Source organism: Rhodanobacter thiooxydans, assembly GCF_021545845.1.
Lineage (GTDB): Bacteria > Pseudomonadota > Gammaproteobacteria > Xanthomonadales > Rhodanobacteraceae > Rhodanobacter.
Genome location: NZ_CP088923.1, coordinates 1,592,743 through 1,607,860 on the forward strand (window position 1 = coordinate 1,592,743; position 15,118 = coordinate 1,607,860).

The 15,118-nt window shown below is 68.3% G+C and carries 13 protein-coding genes; 6 read left to right on the top strand and 7 right to left on the bottom strand.

From position 1 onward, the window contains the following. Positions 1 to 67 precede the first annotated feature (67 nt). Positions 68 to 421 (bottom strand): ComEA family DNA-binding protein, encoded by a 354-nt coding sequence (locus tag LRK53_RS07075; protein WP_027493573.1) that lies wholly within the window; start codon positions 419 to 421, stop codon positions 68 to 70. Between the two features lie 204 nt (positions 422 to 625). On the opposite strand from LRK53_RS07075, the gene LRK53_RS07080 reads away from it, so the two are divergent. The 5 genes from LRK53_RS07080 (at position 626) to LRK53_RS07100 (ending at position 5,947) form a co-directional block, all read left to right on the top strand. After that, positions 626 to 2,050, top strand: coding sequence for a M20 family metallopeptidase (locus LRK53_RS07080; RefSeq protein ID WP_027493572.1), 1,425 nt, complete (start codon positions 626 to 628; stop codon positions 2,048 to 2,050). Positions 2,051 to 2,218: 168 nt separating this feature from the next. Beyond that, the gene (locus LRK53_RS07085) at positions 2,219 to 2,950 is read left to right on the top strand and encodes a YggS family pyridoxal phosphate-dependent enzyme (protein ID WP_027493571.1); all 732 of its coding nucleotides are present in this window, start codon (positions 2,219 to 2,221) and stop codon (positions 2,948 to 2,950) included. 183 nt (positions 2,951 to 3,133) lie between these two features. Further along, positions 3,134 to 3,814: a C40 family peptidase gene (locus tag LRK53_RS07090; RefSeq protein ID WP_027493570.1), complete on the top strand. Its 681-nt coding sequence runs from the start codon at positions 3,134 to 3,136 to the stop codon at positions 3,812 to 3,814. Between the two features lie 134 nt (positions 3,815 to 3,948). Further along, on the top strand, positions 3,949 to 4,566 hold the full coding sequence (locus LRK53_RS07095; protein WP_027493569.1) for a rhomboid family intramembrane serine protease: 618 nt from the start codon (positions 3,949 to 3,951) through the stop codon (positions 4,564 to 4,566). Positions 4,567 to 4,591: 25 nt separating this feature from the next. Beyond that, the gene (locus LRK53_RS07100; protein ID WP_027493568.1) at positions 4,592 to 5,947 is read left to right on the top strand and encodes an amino acid permease; all 1,356 of its coding nucleotides are present in this window, start codon (positions 4,592 to 4,594) and stop codon (positions 5,945 to 5,947) included. 51 nt (positions 5,948 to 5,998) lie between these two features. Here LRK53_RS07100 and rapA read toward each other — a convergent pair whose 3' ends face one another. From rapA to LRK53_RS07125, 5 genes are all read right to left on the bottom strand, one after another. After that, a complete protein-coding gene (gene rapA, locus LRK53_RS07105; RefSeq protein WP_235642589.1) occupies positions 5,999 to 8,839 on the bottom strand; it encodes an RNA polymerase-associated protein RapA in 2,841 nt (946 codons plus the stop codon). A 234-nt stretch (positions 8,840 to 9,073) separates the two neighbouring features. Beyond that, positions 9,074 to 11,203 (bottom strand): M13 family metallopeptidase, encoded by a 2,130-nt coding sequence (locus LRK53_RS07110; protein WP_027493567.1) that lies wholly within the window; start codon positions 11,201 to 11,203, stop codon positions 9,074 to 9,076. A 120-nt stretch (positions 11,204 to 11,323) separates the two neighbouring features. Then, complete coding sequence (locus tag LRK53_RS07115) at positions 11,324 to 11,557, bottom strand: hypothetical protein (RefSeq protein ID WP_027493566.1); 234 nt, start codon at positions 11,555 to 11,557, stop codon at positions 11,324 to 11,326. Positions 11,558 to 11,581: 24 nt separating this feature from the next. Beyond that, on the bottom strand, positions 11,582 to 12,238 hold the full coding sequence (locus LRK53_RS07120; RefSeq protein ID WP_027493565.1) for a DUF502 domain-containing protein: 657 nt from the start codon (positions 12,236 to 12,238) through the stop codon (positions 11,582 to 11,584). A gap of 245 nt (positions 12,239 to 12,483) precedes the next feature. Continuing rightward, positions 12,484 to 13,545 (bottom strand): tellurite resistance/C4-dicarboxylate transporter family protein, encoded by a 1,062-nt coding sequence (locus LRK53_RS07125; RefSeq protein WP_037090229.1) that lies wholly within the window; start codon positions 13,543 to 13,545, stop codon positions 12,484 to 12,486. A 397-nt stretch (positions 13,546 to 13,942) separates the two neighbouring features. Between LRK53_RS07125 and LRK53_RS07130 the strand changes: the two genes are divergently transcribed. Then, the gene (locus LRK53_RS07130; RefSeq protein WP_027493564.1) at positions 13,943 to 14,548 is read left to right on the top strand and encodes a hypothetical protein; all 606 of its coding nucleotides are present in this window, start codon (positions 13,943 to 13,945) and stop codon (positions 14,546 to 14,548) included. Between the two features lie 56 nt (positions 14,549 to 14,604). On the opposite strand, the gene LRK53_RS07135 is transcribed toward LRK53_RS07130, so the two are convergent. Continuing rightward, positions 14,605 to 15,057 carry a DUF4442 domain-containing protein gene (locus LRK53_RS07135; protein WP_027493563.1) on the bottom strand — a complete coding sequence of 151 codons (453 nt, stop codon included), beginning with the start codon at positions 15,055 to 15,057 and terminating at the stop codon, positions 14,605 to 14,607. Positions 15,058 to 15,118 lie beyond the last annotated feature (61 nt).

Sequence of the window (15,118 nt, forward strand, 5' to 3'; positions counted from 1 at the left end):
CGCAAGCGGCGCGGCCCGCCGTGGGCCGCGCCACCGGTTCCCGGTTGGCGGGAATCTTGGTCGCGGCCTATTCCTCGGCGGTGGCCTCGGTCATGGCGGCCTTCTTGCTCCGGTGCAATTTCTTGGCGGCGGTGGCAGGGGCGGCGGAGCCATCGTCGGCAAGCAGGATGGCGGCGCGGTTGCGCTCGATGGTGGCCTTGCCGATGCCCTTGACGTGCTTCAGGTCGTCGGCCTTCTTGAACGGGCCGTGGGCTTCGCGCCAGGCCACGATGGCCTCGGCCTTGGCCGGACCGATGCCGTCCAGCGACTTGGCGATGGCCGCCGCATCGGCCTGGTTGATGTTGACCGGCGTGGCGGCCAGCAGCAGCCCGGGCACGGCGAGAGCGAACGCGAGAGCGGCAGCGACGAGTTTGTTGAACATGGCCTTTTCTCCTTGGACGATGAGTGCGGCATCCGCGGCCGCCGGCGCACTATCGCGCCGCGACGCGAGGCGGCGCAGTGGGGGCCGCTGCAGGGTTGGCGTGCGCAGTGGGCGCTTTCGGCTGTGGGCGGCTTCCGCTTCCGTGTCGGTATGCCGGAAGCGCGCTGTTACAATGCCGCTCTTGTCTGCCTGATGGAGTGAGCCATGGATACTGCCCGCCTTTCCCGCTACGTCAGCGGCCTGTGGGACGACGAGATCGTGCCGCAGCTGGTCGAATACATCCGTATTCCCAACAAGTCGCCGATGTTCGACCAGGACTGGGTGGCGCACGGCTACATGGACGCGGCAGTGAGGCTGATGGAAACCTGGGCGCGCTCCAAGCTGAGCCAGCTGCCGGGCGCCACGCTGGAAGTGGTGCGGCTGGAAGGGCGCACGCCACTCATCTATATCGAGGTGCCGGGCACCGGCGACGACACCGTGATGCTGTACGGTCACTTGGACAAGCAGCCGGAGATGACCGGCTGGACCGAAGGCCTCGGCCCGTGGACGCCGGTGCTCAAGGGCGACAGGCTGTACGGCCGCGGCGGCGCCGACGACGGCTACGCGATCTTCGGCTCGCTGGCGGCCTTGCTGGCGCTGCACGAGCAGGGCATTCCGCATGCGCGCTGCGTGGTGATGATCGAGGCCTGCGAGGAATCGGGCAGCTACGACCTGCCGTTCTACGTCGACCACCTGGCCGCACGCATCGGCAGCCCCTCGCTGATGGTGTGCCTGGATTCCGGCTGCGGCAATTACGACCAGCTGTGGCTGACCACGTCCTTGCGCGGCATGACCGGCGGCAACCTCAGCGTGCAGGTGCTGGAGGAGGGCGTGCACTCGGGCGACGCCTCCGGCGTGGTGCCGTCCAGCTTCCGCATCCTGCGCGAGCTGCTGTCGCGGCTGGAAGATCCGACCACCGGCGCGATCAAGCCGAAGGAGCTGTACGTCGACATCCCGCAGCAGCGCATCGACCAGGCCAAACTCTCGGCCGAAGTGCTGGGCGAGGACATCTACAGCAAGTTCCCCTGGACCGAAGGCATGCAGCCGGTCACCAAGAACCTGGCCGAGCTGGTGCTCAACCGCACCTGGCGCCCGCAGCTGGCGGTCACCGGCATCGGCGGCATCCCGCCGCTGGAAAGCGCGGGCAACGTGCTGCGCCCGTTCACCGCGGTGAAGCTGAGCCTGCGCGTGCCGCCTACGCTGGACGGCGCCAAGGCCGGCGAGTTCGTCAAGCAGCTGCTGGAGAAGGACCCGCCGTACGGCGCCAAGGTCAGCTTCACGCTGGAAAAGGACGGCTCAGGCTGGAACGCGCCGGCGCTGTCGCCGTGGCTGGAGCGGGCGGTCAGCGATGCCTCGCAGAACCATTTCGGCGCGCCGGCCACCTACATGGGCGAGGGCGGCAGCATCCCGTTCATGGGCATGCTGGGCGAGAAGTTCCCCAAGGCGCAGTTCCTGATCACCGGCGTGCTCGGCCCGCATTCCAACGCGCACGGCCCGAACGAGTTCCTGCACATCCCCACCGGCAAGAAGGTCAGCATGGTGGTGGCCGAGGTGGTGGCGAAGCACTTCGAGCAGGGCGCCAAGAGCTGAACGTTTTGCTCCCTCTCTCCTGCGGGGAGAGGGCCCGGATGAGGGGCTGGTCTTGCGGCGCGTTGTCAAAGACGCTGCGCTTCGGTGCCGATTTTTCTGCGAGCACCCGCCCATCACCTCAATCCTCTCCCCAAAGGGTAGAGGAGGTGACCGCCAGAGGCTTTTCACATGGACGCATCCCACCTCGCCGCCAACTGGTCCGACATCCGCCGCCGGGTGGACGAGGCTTGCCGTGAGGCCGGCCGCGACCCTGCCGAGGTGACCATCCTGCCGGTCAGCAAGACTTTCGGCCCGGAGCTGATCCGCGCCGCGGTGGCGCTGGGCATGCGCCGCTTCGGCGAGAACAAGGTGCAGGAGATCCGCGACAAGGCGCCACTGCTGGCGGACTGCGGCATCGACTGGGTGATGATCGGTCACCTGCAGAGCAACAAGGCGAAAGACGTGGCGCAGCTGGCCAGCGAAGTGCAGTCGCTGGACCGGCTGGAACTGGCCGAGGCGCTGGACCGGCGGCTGCAGCACGAGGGCCGCGCGATCGACGTGCTGGTGCAGGTGAAGACCTCCTCCGAGCCCAGCAAGTACGGGCTGCCGCCTGAGCAGCTGCCGATCTTCCTGGACACCCTGCGCGGCTACGACACCCTGCGCGTGCGCGGCCTGATGACCCTGGCGATCCACTCGAACGAAGCGGTCGAGGTGCGTGGCTGCTTCCGCCGGCTGCGCGAACTGCGCGACCAGGCCATCGCGCAGGGCCATGACATTCCCCGGCTTTCCATGGGCATGAGCGGCGATTTCCCGCTCGCCGTGGTCGAGGGCGCAACCGAGCTGCGGATCGGCACGGCGATCTTCGGCAACCGGCCGTATCCGGACTCGTATTACTGGCCGGAGCCGGCAGGTAACACGTAAAATGAAGCTGGATCAATGAGCTGGATGAAATGTGCACAGGGTCGCCGCTTTTTGAAACGACAGGGTTCAGTTAACCTCGATCCAACATCTGGGCACCCTCTTCTTGTTAAGTTCACCACTTCGTTACGTCGTCGGCTTCTGCTGGGCGGCCAATCTTGTGAACAGCAAGGGATTTTTTCCGGCATGCCCATCAAGCCACTGACCGCCGCCGCCTCGCTCGTCTTCGTGCTGCTGGCATCCGGCCCGCTTCAAGCCAAGAGCCTCCCCGCTTCACCTGCCACCGGCAGCACGCCGGCCGGTCGCTTCGATTCACCCCTGCTGGTCCAACTGCCAGTCCTCGACCCGGCGACTGCGCTGGCGCGGTCGGTGGTCCCGGATGCCGCCTCGATGCTGGCGCCGGCGCAGCCGCTTGCCGATGCTGCCGCGGATGAGCAGGACGCTGCCACGGCGGACATCACCGACCTGCGCAAGTCGCTGATCGCGATGGCGATGAAACTGCGCGACACGCGCTACGTGCGCGGCGGCCGCGACCCCTCCACCGGCTTCGATTGCAGCGGCTTTGTCCGCTACGTGTTCGCCCACGCGGTCGGCATGCAGCTGCCGCACAACTCCGCGTCGCAGTTCCTGGCCGGCCTGAAGGTCAACCGCGCCGACATGCAGCCGGGCGACCTGGTGTTCTTCCGTACCCATGGCAAGCGGCACATTTCGCACGTGGGCATCTACATCTCGAACGGCCGCTTCATCCATTCGCCGGCCAGTGGCAAGTCGGTGGAGATCTCCAGCCTCAACGAGGGCTATTGGGCCAAGCGCTTCGCCGGCGCCAAGCGTCCGGAAGCGATGGCGCAGGTGGCTGCCAAGGGTTGATGCCGGTCGTCGCCGGTGCTTCGCCGAGCCGCCGCAAGGCGGCTTTTTGCTGCCGCCATGGCTGAACGATCGCCGCCGGCCGCGGTCAGCTGGCGGGCAGCTATGCTGCGCCCTGATTCCACGGAAACCGCCCGATGCCTGTCGACCTGCCGCCCGTCACCCGCAACCTGCTGATTGCCAATGTGGCGGTGTTCTTCCTGCAATACGTGGCGGGCCAGTTCCTGCTGCTGCATTTTGCGCTGTGGCCGCTCGGCTCCGGCCTGTTCGCAGTCTGGCAGATCGTCACCAGCGCGTTCATGCATGGCGGCATCACCCACATCGCGTTCAACATGCTCGCGCTGTACATGTTCGGCGGCACCATCGAGCGCACCTTCGGCGCGCGCGAGTTCACCATCTACTACTTCACCTGCGCGATCGTCGCCTCGCTGCTGCAGCTGGCGGTGCTGTGGTTCTTCCCGCCGGCGCAGTACGGCCCCACGCTGGGCGCGTCCGGCGCGATCTTCGGCCTGCTGCTGGCGTTCGGCATGCTCTACCCGCACGAAAAGGTGATGCTGATCTTCCTGCCGATCCCGATATCGGCGTGGCTGTTCGTGATCCTCTACGCCGCCGCCGAGCTGACCATGGGCGTGACCGGGATCGAGCCGGGCGTGGCCCATTTCGCCCATCTGGGCGGCATGCTCGGCGGACTGGTGCTGATCCAGTACTGGCGCGGCCGGCTGCCGTGGAAGCCGCGTCGGCGTCTGCTACGCTGAACGTTTCCACGCCGCTGAACCCTTCATGAGCCCAGTCCTGCAGCGCCAGCTGACCCCGCGACACATCACCTTCATGGCGCTGGGCATGTGCATCGGCGCCGGGCTGTTCCTCGGTTCGGCCAGCACGATCAAGCTCGCCGGGCCCTCGGTGCTCATCGCCTACGCGTTCGGCGGCACGATGATCTTCATCATCATGCGCGCGCTGGGCGAAATGGCCGCGCACGAACCCATCGCCGGTTCCTTCAGCACCTATGCGCACAAGTACGTGGGGCCGCTGGCGGGCTACATCACCGGCTGGAACTACTGGATCCTGATGATGGGCGTGGGCATCGCCGAGAGCACGGCGGTGGGCATCTACATGAAGACCTGGTTCCCCGACACGCCGCAATGGATCTGGGCGTTCGCCAGCGTGGCGATGATCGGCGGGCTGAACCTCTTGGCAGTGAAAATCTACGGCGAACTGGAGTTTTGGTTCTCGCTGATCAAGGTGCTCACCGTGGTGGCGATGATCGCCGGCGGGTGCGCGATGATCTGGCTGGGCTGGGGCAATGGCGGCAAGCCGATCGGCCTCAGCAACCTGTGGACGCACGGCGGCTGGTTCCCCAACGGCCTCACCGGCATGGTGCTGGCGCTGCCGGTGCTGGTGTTCTCCTTCGGCGGCATCGAGACCATCGGCATGGCGGCGGCGGAAGCCGCGCAGCCGGAGCGCACCATTCCGCGCGCAGTGAACTCGGTGATCTGGCGCATCCTGATCTTCTACATCGGTTCGCTGTTCGTGATCATGGCGATCTACCCGTGGAACGCGCTGGACGCCAACAGCAGCCCGTTCGTCACCACCTTCGCGCGGCTGGGCATCCCCAGTGCGGCGGGGCTGATCAACTTCGTGGTGATCACCGCGGCGCTGTCCAGCTTCAACTCCACCACCTTCAGCGGCAGCCGCATGCTGCACAGCCTCGCCGACAAGGGTCAGGCGCCAGCGGCGATGGGTCGCCTGAGCGGGCACGGCGTGCCGATGCGCGGGGTGCTGGTGACCATGGCCTTCCTGCTGTTCGGCGTGCTGATGAACTACCTGGTGCCGGGGCGCATCTTCGGCATGATGATGTCGATCCTCGCCTTCAATACGGTGTGGACCTGGGGCATGGTGCTGGTGGCGCACTGGAACTTCCGCCGCCGGCAGGTGCAGCCGCTCGGCTTCCGCCTGCGCTTGTGGCCGCTGTCCAGCGTGCTGTGCCTGGCCTTCCTGCTGTTCGTGTGGGTGATGCTGGGCTGGAGCCCCGACACCCGCGTGGCGATCTACGTGGGCGTGGCGTGGCTGGCGCTGCTCACCGTGGCCTATTACGGCTTCGGTATCGAGCGGCGCATGCGCGTGGCGCAGGCCTGAGTCGGGCGGAACGTCGCCGCGGGGCTTCCCCGCACGCGGGCAAGCCGGGCCTCAGCGCAGCGCCAGGAAGTCCGCGCTGACCACGAAGCGCACCGCGTCCAGCCGCAGCCGCGACTGCGGCAGCGCGGCCAGCAGGGAGGTGCGCTCGGCGGCGACGGCGGCGATCCCCGCCTCGCTTACCGATCGGTTCACCGCGCGCAGCGCGCGCAGCCGCGACAACTCCGCATCCAGCGCCGTGGTGGCCAGGCCTACCGCCTCGTCGATGCGCGCCTGCCCGCGTGCGCCGGCCAGCGCCTCGGCGCGTTCCAGCATCGGCGGCACCAGCTTGCCGAGGAATTTGCGGTAGCGCGCCACCTCGATGTTGCGATCGCCGGCCTTGCGCAGGGCGATTTCGCTCGGCGCGAAGTCGGCGCGCTCGGCCAGCCGGGTGTCGACGGTGACGGCGATCGGCAGCACCGGCAGGAAGCGTTCGGCGTCGAGTTTCCGATCGGCTACGCATTCGAGCAGGAACACCGCCTGCAGCAGCGCGGTGCGCGGTGGCAGCACGTCGTCGACCATGAACGCGGCGTTGCCCTGTTCGCCGGACAGCGCCAGGTCCAGCGCGCCGGCGACGAGCGGATGATCCAGCCGCAGCAGCGGCAGGTCCTCGCGCGCCAGCGCCACCGCGCGCGCGAAGGTCACCGACTGCGGGCCCTCGGCGAAGCCGGGCAGGGCGTCGGTGGACAGGTACTGCGGGTCGAGCAGCAGCACCTGGCCGCCGAGTTCCTCGGCATGGATGCCGAACGCCTCCAGCAGGCGTTGCACGAAGGCGTCGCGGGTGGAGTCGCGGTCCTCGCGGGCGAACGCCTGCTGCAGCTCGTCGGCGTGCAGGTCGCGGCTGGCGGCCAGCTCCAGCAAGTGGTCGCGGCCGCCGCGGATCAGCACGGCCAGCTGCTCGTGGCTGGCGCGGGTCTCGGCCAGCAGCGCGTCCAGTTCCTGGTCGCGGTTGTCGTCGCCGCGGGCGTGCTCGTCGGCCAGCCGGGTCAGCGGCTCGCCGTAGCGGCGCAGCAGCTCGCGGCCGTCGGCCGGACTGAGGCGGAACGCGTCGATGCCCTCGCCGTACCAGCGCGCGAGCACGTGCTGGGCGCTGTCGGCCACGGCGAGGATGTGGATGTCGATGTCGTGCTTCTGGCCGATGCGGTCGAGCCGGCCGATGCGCTGTTCCAGCAGGTCGGGGTCCAGCGGCAGGTCCCACAACACCAGCCGGTGCGCGAACTGGAAGTTGCGCCCCTCCGAGCCGATCTCCGAGCACAGCAGCAATCGCGCGCCGTCGGGCTGGGCGAAGTACGCGGCGTTGCGGTCGCGCTGCACGATGCTGAGGCCTTCGTGGAAACGCGCCACGCCGGCGCCGCTCTTGGTGCGCAGCGCTTCCTCCAGCGCCAGCACCTTGGCCTGGCTGCGGCAGATCAGCAGGAACTTGTCCTGCGGATGCGCGTCGAGCAGGGCGACCAGGGCGTCGATGCGCGGGTCGGCGGCGTAATCGACCTCGATCAGCGCCGGCGGCTGCTGGATGTCGGCGTGGAACTCGGCCAGCAGCGCCTGGCGCGTGCTGTCGTCGACCGCATTGGCCGGCAGCAGATGCCATTCAGGCCGGCGCTGCGGGAAGCCGCCGACGCCGGCGCGGTTGTTGCGGAACATCGCGCGGCCGGTGCCGTGGCGGTCGATCAGCGCGGCCAGCAGCTCGCGCGCGTTGTCCGGCCGAGTCGGTTCGGCCAGCCGCGCGGTGAGCACGGCGTCGCCGTGGAAGGCCTCGGCTAGGGCAGCGCGTTGCGCGTCGTCGAGCGGTTGGCCATCGAGCAGGCGGTCGGCGATCTTCGACAGCGCCAGGTAGCGGTCGGCCTCGGCCAGGTAGCTTTCCAGGTTGCCGTAGCGCTGCGGGTCGAGCAGGCGCAGGCGGGCGAAGTGGCCGCTGCGGCCGAGCTGTTCCGGGGTGGCGGTGAGCAGGATCACGCCGGGGATCGCCGCGGCCAGTTGCTCCACCATCGTGTAGCGCGGGCTGGCCGCTTCCGGCGACCACGCCAGGTGGTGCGCCTCGTCCACCACCAGCAGATCCCACGGCGCGTCGAGCAATTGCCGCGCGTACTTCGGCGAGCTTTCCAGGAAGCCGAAGTCGGCGATCACCAGTTGCTCGTCCTCGAACGGGTTGCCGGCGTCGCCGGATTGTTCCAGCGCCTCGCAGCGTTCTTCGTCGTAGATCGCGAAGCTCAGGTTGAAGCGGCGCAACATCTCCACGAACCACTGGTAGACCAGGGTGTCGGGCAACAGCAGCAGCACGCGCGAGGCGCGGCCGGTGGCGAGCTGGCGCGCGATGATCATGCCGGCCTCGATGGTCTTGCCCAGGCCCACCTCGTCGGCCAGCAGCACGCGCGGCGGTCGGCGCGCCGAAGCGATGCCCGCCACGCGCAGCTGGTGCGGCACCAGCCCGATGCGCGCGGCGCCCAGGCCCCACATCGGCGAACGGCGTGCCTCGGCACGCCGTTGCAGGCCTTCCAGGCGCAGCTCGAACTGCGCCACGGCATCGGTGCGACCGCCGACCAGGCGGTCGTCGGCCTGGCTCACGCTCTGCTCGTCGTCGAGCTGGCCCTCGTGCAGCTCGCGGCCTTCGCCGCGGTAGATCAGCAGGTCGTCCTTGATCTCGACGCGCTCGACCAGGAATGCGATGCCCTTGCCGGCGACGCGCTGGCCGGCGCGGAACTCGGCGCGCAGCAGCGGCGCTGAATCGACCGCATACGGGCGCAGCACCCCGGCCTTGGCGAACAGCACCTGCACGCCGCGTCCCTCGACGCGCAGCACGGTGCCGAGGCCAAGCTCGGGTTCGGCGGAGGAGATCCAGCGTTGACCAGGGACGAACATGGGGCGACCGTGCGGCATCAAGGGCCGACGATTATCCGCTCCACGGCCCGTGCTGGGAACCGCCGCGGCGCGGCCGCGTACGGTTTCGGGGCAGCGTGCGGCGGCCGGCCGCCGGCATCGGTGCGATCTGACCCCGGCGTGCGCGGGCGACGGAAACAAAAACGCCGCGCAGAAGCGCGGCGTTTCCGGGCTGGCAAGCTGGCCGCCACGGCAGATGCCGTGGCGGCCGCAGACTCACCAGATCTTCACCTGCTTGTCGTCCGCCCGCACCATCGCGTCGCCCGGCTTGCACTGGAACGCGCTGGCGAAGGTCGGCATGTTCGACGGCGCACCGATGGCGCGCAGCGAGGCCGGGGCGTGCGGGTCGACGTTGAGTTGCAGCACCGCCTGCTTCTCACGGATGGAACCACGCCACACCCGCGCCCAGTTCAGGAAGAAGCGCTGATCCTGGGTGTAGCCGTCGATCTTCTTGCCGGCTTCGTCGGGGTTCTTCTTCAGCGCGGCCTGCAGCGCGTCGTAGGCCGCGTTCAGGCCGCCGAGGTCGCCGATGTTCTCGCCCAGGGTCAGCTTGCCGTTGACGTGCAGGTCCGGCTGGTCCTTGATCGGCGTATAGGCATCGAACTGGGCGACCAGCTTGTCGGTGCGCGCATCGAACTTGGCGCGGTCGTCCTTGGTCCACCAGTTGACGTTGTTGCCGGCGCCGTCGAACTGGCTGCCCTCGTCGTCGAAGCCGTGGCTGGCCTCGTGGCCGATCACCGCGCCGATGCCGCCGTAGTTGATGCCGTCGTCGGCGTTGGCATTGAAGAACGGCGGCTGCAGGATCGCGGCCGGGAAGTTGATCGTGTTGTCGCTCGGTTTGTAGTAGGCGTTGACCGTCTGCGGGGTCATGCCCCATTCCTCGCGGTCGGTCGGCTTGCCGATCTTGGCGATGTCGTAGTCGTAGTTGAACTTCACTGCCGCCTGCACGTTGGCGTAGTAATTGTCGCTGGTGATGTTCAGGCCGGACCAGTCGCGCCACTTGTCCGGGTAGCCGATCTTCGGCAGGAAGGTATTCCACTTGGCGATCGCCTTGGCCTTGGTCTCGGCGCTCATCCAGTCGAGGTTCTCGATGCGCGTCTTCAGCGCATTGCGCACGTTGTCGACCAGTTCCTGCGCACGGGCCTTGGCCTCGGGCTTGAACACCTCGGCCACGTAGAGCTGGCCCAAGGCCTGGCCCATCGAGCCGTTGACGGTGCCGAGCACGCGCTTCCAGCGCGCCTTCTGTTCCGGCTGGCCGGACAGGGTCTTGCCGTAGAACGCGAACTTGTTGTCCTGGAAATTCTTGCTCAGGTACGGCGAGGCGTCGTCAATGGTGTGGAAGCGCAGGTAGGCCTGCCACCGGGCGATCGGCGCCTTGGCCAGTTGCTGGTCGAACTCGGCGAAGAACTTCGGCTGCGACAGCGAGAAACCCTTGTCGATGGTCACGCCCTGGGCGGCGAAGAACTTGTCCCAGCTGAAATGCGGGGTGGCCTTGTCGGCGTCCTTGATGCTGACGAAGTGGTACTGATTCTCCGGCTTGCGCGCCTCGACCGGCGACAGCGAGGCGGCGGCCAGCCGGGTTTCGAACGCCAGCACGTCGTCGGCCTGCTTCTTCGCGTCGGCTTCGGCCACGCCGGTCAGCTCCAGCGCCTTGGCGATGTAGGCGACGTAGGCGTCGCGGATGTCCTTGTACTTGGCGTCGCTGTAGTAGTCCTTGGTCGGCAGACCCAGGCCGTCCTCGAACGCATAGGCGATCTGCATGTCGGCGTGCTGGAAGTCGGGGTCGGACTCGAAGTGGAACACCAGACCGTCACCATCGACGTAGCTCTTGGTGATGTAGCTGGCCACGTCGGCGCCGTTCTTCAGACCGGCGATTGCGTCAAGCTTGGGCTTGATCGGGTCGAAGCCGGCTTTCTCGATGGCCGCCTCGTCCATGCCGGACTGGAACAGGTAGCCGATCTTCTGCTCGATCGAGCCGGCCTGGGCCGTGGCGGCATCCTTGGCAGCCTTCTCGACGATGGCGTGCTGGGTGTTCAGGCTGGACTCGGCCAGCTGGTCGAACGCGCCCCAGCGGGTGCGGTCGGCCGGGATCGGGTTGGCGGCAACCCACTTGGCGTTGACGAAGCCGTTGAAGTCCTGGCAGGCGTTGATGGCCGGATCCAGCTCGCTGACGTCGAAAATGCCCTTGCCGGGGTTGGCGGCGGCCGTGGTGCTGGCGGCGGCCGGGGCGGTGCTGGCCGATGCCGGCGCGTTGCCCGCCGGCTCCTGCTTGCCGCAGGCGCTCAGCGACAGGGCCACGCTTACGGCCAGCGCCAGCGCCAGCGGCTTCAGATACTGCTTGGTCATGGATATCCCTCTGTGGGTGATGAGTGGTGTCGTCTGGTCGCGCCGTCGGCCCCCCCCCCAGGGACGCGGGCATGGCCGCTCACACTAGGCCAAACGTCATGGGTGACCCAGTGTCAAAGGTCAGGGTCGTGGCGTCCGCCGGGGCGAGTGCTGCGGTGCCGGCAGCTGCCGCAGCTGCGCGGCGTCCAGACGCAATACCGGGTAGGCGCCCACGGTTTGCGCGGCGTACCACGGCGAGCGCTCGAAGAAGTACATCAGCCGGGCGCGGCTGTCGGCGGCGAAGGCAGGGGCGTCGTGCAGCTGTAGGAGCGCGCTGGCGCGCGATGCCCTTTGCCGGAGGCCCCGAAAAAGCATCGCGCGCGAGCGCGCTCCTACACGTTAGTCGGCAGACAGGCGCGGCGAAGCGGGCAACGTATCCGGCGCCACCGCACCGCCGGAGATGATGAAAGCCATCGCCTGGTCCATGGTCCAGTCGGTCGGCGTGAGTTCGTCCAGCGGCACCACTTCCAGATAGCCGCCGGTGGGGTTCGGCGTGGTGGGGATGTACACCGCCGCCATCTCGCGGCCGCTGCCTTCCTCCACCATCACCCGGGTGACAAAGCCCACCACCTTCATGCCCTGGCGCGGAAAATCCACCAGCACCACACGCTGCACGCCCGAGGGCTTGTTCTGCAGCACCGCCATCAGTTTCTTGGTGCCGCCGTAGATCGTCTGCACCAGGGGGATGCGCGCAAGCAGGGAATCGAACGCGTCGAGGAAACGCTGGCCGATCACCCGGTTCGCCACGAAACCGAGCAGGTACAGCGCCACCAGCGTCAGCAGCAGGGCGACGATGAAGGTCAGCCACTCCATCTTCAGTGACTCGGCCGCATGCGGCGCCACCAGCGCCAGCCCGTTCAGCAGCGCGGCCACCAGCGGCGCGCCGATGCCGGCCAGCAGCCCCAGCACGAACTTGAACACCAGCCAGGTCACCCACAGCGGGAGGAAGGTGAGCAGGCCGGTGATCAAGTAGCGTTTGACGCGCAGGCGGGGCATGGGGTGGTCCGTGGGTGGCGATTCCCGGCATTGTAGGCGAGGCCGGCGGTGCGATGGTCTTGCCGGCTTTCGCGAGCGCGCAGCCCTTTCCGCGCCAGCGTCCTGATCCACGCCCCGCAGCTCCGCTCCTGGTAGGAGCCCGCTCGCGGGCGATGCTCTTGCTCTGGCAGCTCTTCTCCCCATACGCCGCAACAGCCAAAAGCATCGCGCCTGAAGTCGCCTACAAGGTGAAGATGCGCGCAACGTCACCGCGGCAGACGCCGCCGCCCATCGACGCGAAAACCGCGATACCCGCGCAGCAACGCCCCGCCAGCCACCAGCACCCACACCAGTAGGCTGACGTAGATGCCGACGGCAGGAATCACGCGCAGGAAGTCCAGTTGCAGCGCCTGCGCCAGCGCATAGGTGCCCACGGTGTACATGCCGATTGGGAACACGATGTCCCAGTCGTCGGTTTCGTAGCGCAGCGGCACGTGGCGCCGGCCGTGGCGCCAGATTTCCAGCAGCACCAGCAGCGGGATCCACCACGTCGCGGTGGCCCAGAAGAACAGGGTGAAGCCTTTCACGAACGGCACCAGTTCGCGCAGCGGCCCGACCGCCGGCGCATGCAGCACGAACAGGCTGCCGGCGAGGGTGGTGATGGCCAGTGCGCCCATGTCGATCCAGTACGGCGGAGTGAACTCACGTGCGCGCAGTGGAAAGAACAGCATGCGGTACACCACCAGCGTGATGATCAGCAGGTACAGCGCGGCGCCGAGCAGGTACAGGCACAGTGCGCCGAACAGCACGCCGGTGTGCGCCGCAGGCCGGTCGGCGGCGAGCAGGGTCAGCAGCGTGGCCAGCGCCTGGGTGGCTACCACCGCCACCAGCCAGCCGCCGTGGATGCTGCGGGTGAAGCCGGGCTTGATTCGCGTGGTGATCGCGGCGGCGAGGAACAGGTAGGTCAGCAGCGCCCATGCCAGCGCGCCGAGCACCGCCAGCGCGCGCGCCGCCCACGGCCAATGCACCACCAGCAGGCACTGGCTGCCCAGCACGCAGCTGGCGGCGGCGAAGGTGAGGAAGCCGGCGCCGCGGCCGGGGTGGGTGAAGTCGGTCACCAGCTCGCGGCGGAACCGCGCCAGGCGCAGCAGGCTCAGCGCGAGCAGCCAGGCGAAGGCGAGCAGGTTGAATGCGAACAACGCCCGCGCCACCCACGGCAGGCCGTGCTGACTGGTGTCGATGGAGACGATGCCGGTGGCCATCACCAGCGCGAAGCTGCCCGGGGCGAGATGCCGGGCGCGTTGCAGCAGGGTGTCGGCCAGGGTCATGGGCGGAGTCCGTAGGCTCGTTGCGGGGATTATGCGGATGGCTCGTGTGGGGGAGGGGTCAAGGGACGCGCGGATGCCGTTGCTCCCTCCCCTGCTGACAGGGGAGGGCTGGGGTGGGGTGCTCTTGCCTTGCACGGAGCTACCCCCTCCCAACCTCCCCCTGCGCGCAGGGGGAGGGGCAAGGCGGGCTTCTCGCCAGTGGGAAACAACTTCGCCGGCAGCGCGATCCGCAAGGCTGAAATCGCGTTGGCAGAGATCGCCCGCTTCGAGCGCGAGTGAGTGGGCGCGGCAGATAACCGCCGGCTGAATCCGTGCAGGCGACGAGCGTCATCCTGACGAGGGCCGCATCGTTTGTTGCCCTCAACCCGCCACGGTGGCGGCGTGAGGAGGGAGCACCATGAACAGCTTGCACAGCAGGTGGCTGGTGGCCGCGGCCGTCGTCGGCATCGGCCTGGGCGGCGCGGTGACGGCCGCGGCGCAGAGCACGGCCGATGGCACCCAGCGTGACGTCAATCAGCAGCAGCGCATCGAACAGGGGTTGAAGTCCGGCCAGCTGAGCACGGCCGAGGCGGCACGGCTGGAGCGGGGCCAGGCGCAGGTGGATCGCCTGCAGGCGCACGCGCTGCGCGACGGCAGTCTGAATGTGGGCGAGCAGGCGCGCCTCGCGGCGGCGCAGGACCGCCAGAGCCAGGCCATCCGCGCCGAGCGGCACAACGGCGTCAGCGGCAACCCGCAGTCGCGCTCGTCCGAGCGCCTGCAGCGCGACGTTGCGCGCGACGTGCACCAGCAGGCGCGCATCGAGCACGGTGTGCAGTCCGGCGCGCTGACCGCGTACGAGACCGCTCAGCTGGAAGGGCGCCAGGCGCACGCCGCGCAGGTCGAGCAGCGTGCCGCCCGCGACGGCCAGGTGGGGCCGCACGAGCAACGCCACATCCAGCGCGTCGACAACCGCAACAGCCGCGGCATCTACCGCAAGAAGCACAACGGGCGGGTCGTGGGCTGATACAGGCAGCCACGCGCGTCAGCTTCGCGCCCCCGCGCCGTGCGCGAAGCTGGCGCTCAGCGCGCCCGCGGCTTCAGCCGCACGTAGAGCTGTTTGCGCACGCGGGCGATAACCTCGCCTGAAGCGGTGGTCACCTCGGTCTCGAACCAGCGCAGCACCTTGTCGCCGCTGGCCGCGGCGGCGCGCAGTTCGTCGACCACGCTGGCCTCGAGCTTGAAGTGCGCGTAGACGTCCTCGTAGCCCGGCGCCACGAAGTCGATTGCGCCGGCCTTGTCCCACACGTAGTAGTCGCTGCCGAGCCGGTGCATCGCCAGCAGCATCCAGAACGGGTCGACCATGGCGAACAGACTGCCGCCGAACTGGCTCTTCACGTAGTTGCGGTTCCACGGGCGCAGCCGCAGCGCCACCTTGGCCTCGGTGTAGTCGTCGCTGAGCGTCAGCACGCGGATGCCGCTGCACAGGTAGGGCGGCCACAGGTTGAGCAGGCGGCGGAGGGTGGAGGCGCGCATGGGAAGGCTCGTCGGATCGGAATGGAAATCTTACCCGAGCGTACGCAATGGTATGGATTGG

Excerpts from the sequence above, each read along its gene's own strand:
- LRK53_RS07085 (WP_027493571.1), top strand. The coding sequence starts at position 2,219 with ATGGACGCATCCCACCTCGCCGCCAACTGGTCCGACATCCGCCGCCGG.
- LRK53_RS07095 (WP_027493569.1), top strand. The coding sequence starts at position 3,949 with ATGCCTGTCGACCTGCCGCCCGTCACCCGCAACCTGCTGATTGCCAAT.
- LRK53_RS07080 (WP_027493572.1), top strand. The coding sequence starts at position 626 with ATGGATACTGCCCGCCTTTCCCGCTACGTCAGCGGCCTGTGGGACGAC.
- LRK53_RS07090 (WP_027493570.1), top strand. The coding sequence starts at position 3,134 with ATGCCCATCAAGCCACTGACCGCCGCCGCCTCGCTCGTCTTCGTGCTG.
- LRK53_RS07100 (WP_027493568.1), top strand. The coding sequence starts at position 4,592 with ATGAGCCCAGTCCTGCAGCGCCAGCTGACCCCGCGACACATCACCTTC.
- rapA (WP_235642589.1), bottom strand. The coding sequence starts at position 8,839 with ATGTTCGTCCCTGGTCAACGCTGGATCTCCTCCGCCGAACCCGAGCTT.
- LRK53_RS07130 (WP_027493564.1), top strand. The coding sequence starts at position 13,943 with ATGAACAGCTTGCACAGCAGGTGGCTGGTGGCCGCGGCCGTCGTCGGC.
- LRK53_RS07115 (WP_027493566.1), bottom strand. The coding sequence starts at position 11,557 with ATGCTTTTTCGGGGCCTCCGGCAAAGGGCATCGCGCGCCAGCGCGCTC.
- LRK53_RS07110 (WP_027493567.1), bottom strand. The coding sequence starts at position 11,203 with ATGACCAAGCAGTATCTGAAGCCGCTGGCGCTGGCGCTGGCCGTAAGC.
- LRK53_RS07120 (WP_027493565.1), bottom strand. The coding sequence starts at position 12,238 with ATGCCCCGCCTGCGCGTCAAACGCTACTTGATCACCGGCCTGCTCACC.
- LRK53_RS07135 (WP_027493563.1), bottom strand. The coding sequence starts at position 15,057 with ATGCGCGCCTCCACCCTCCGCCGCCTGCTCAACCTGTGGCCGCCCTAC.
- LRK53_RS07075 (WP_027493573.1), bottom strand. The coding sequence starts at position 421 with ATGTTCAACAAACTCGTCGCTGCCGCTCTCGCGTTCGCTCTCGCCGTG.
- LRK53_RS07125 (WP_037090229.1), bottom strand. The coding sequence starts at position 13,545 with ATGACCCTGGCCGACACCCTGCTGCAACGCGCCCGGCATCTCGCCCCG.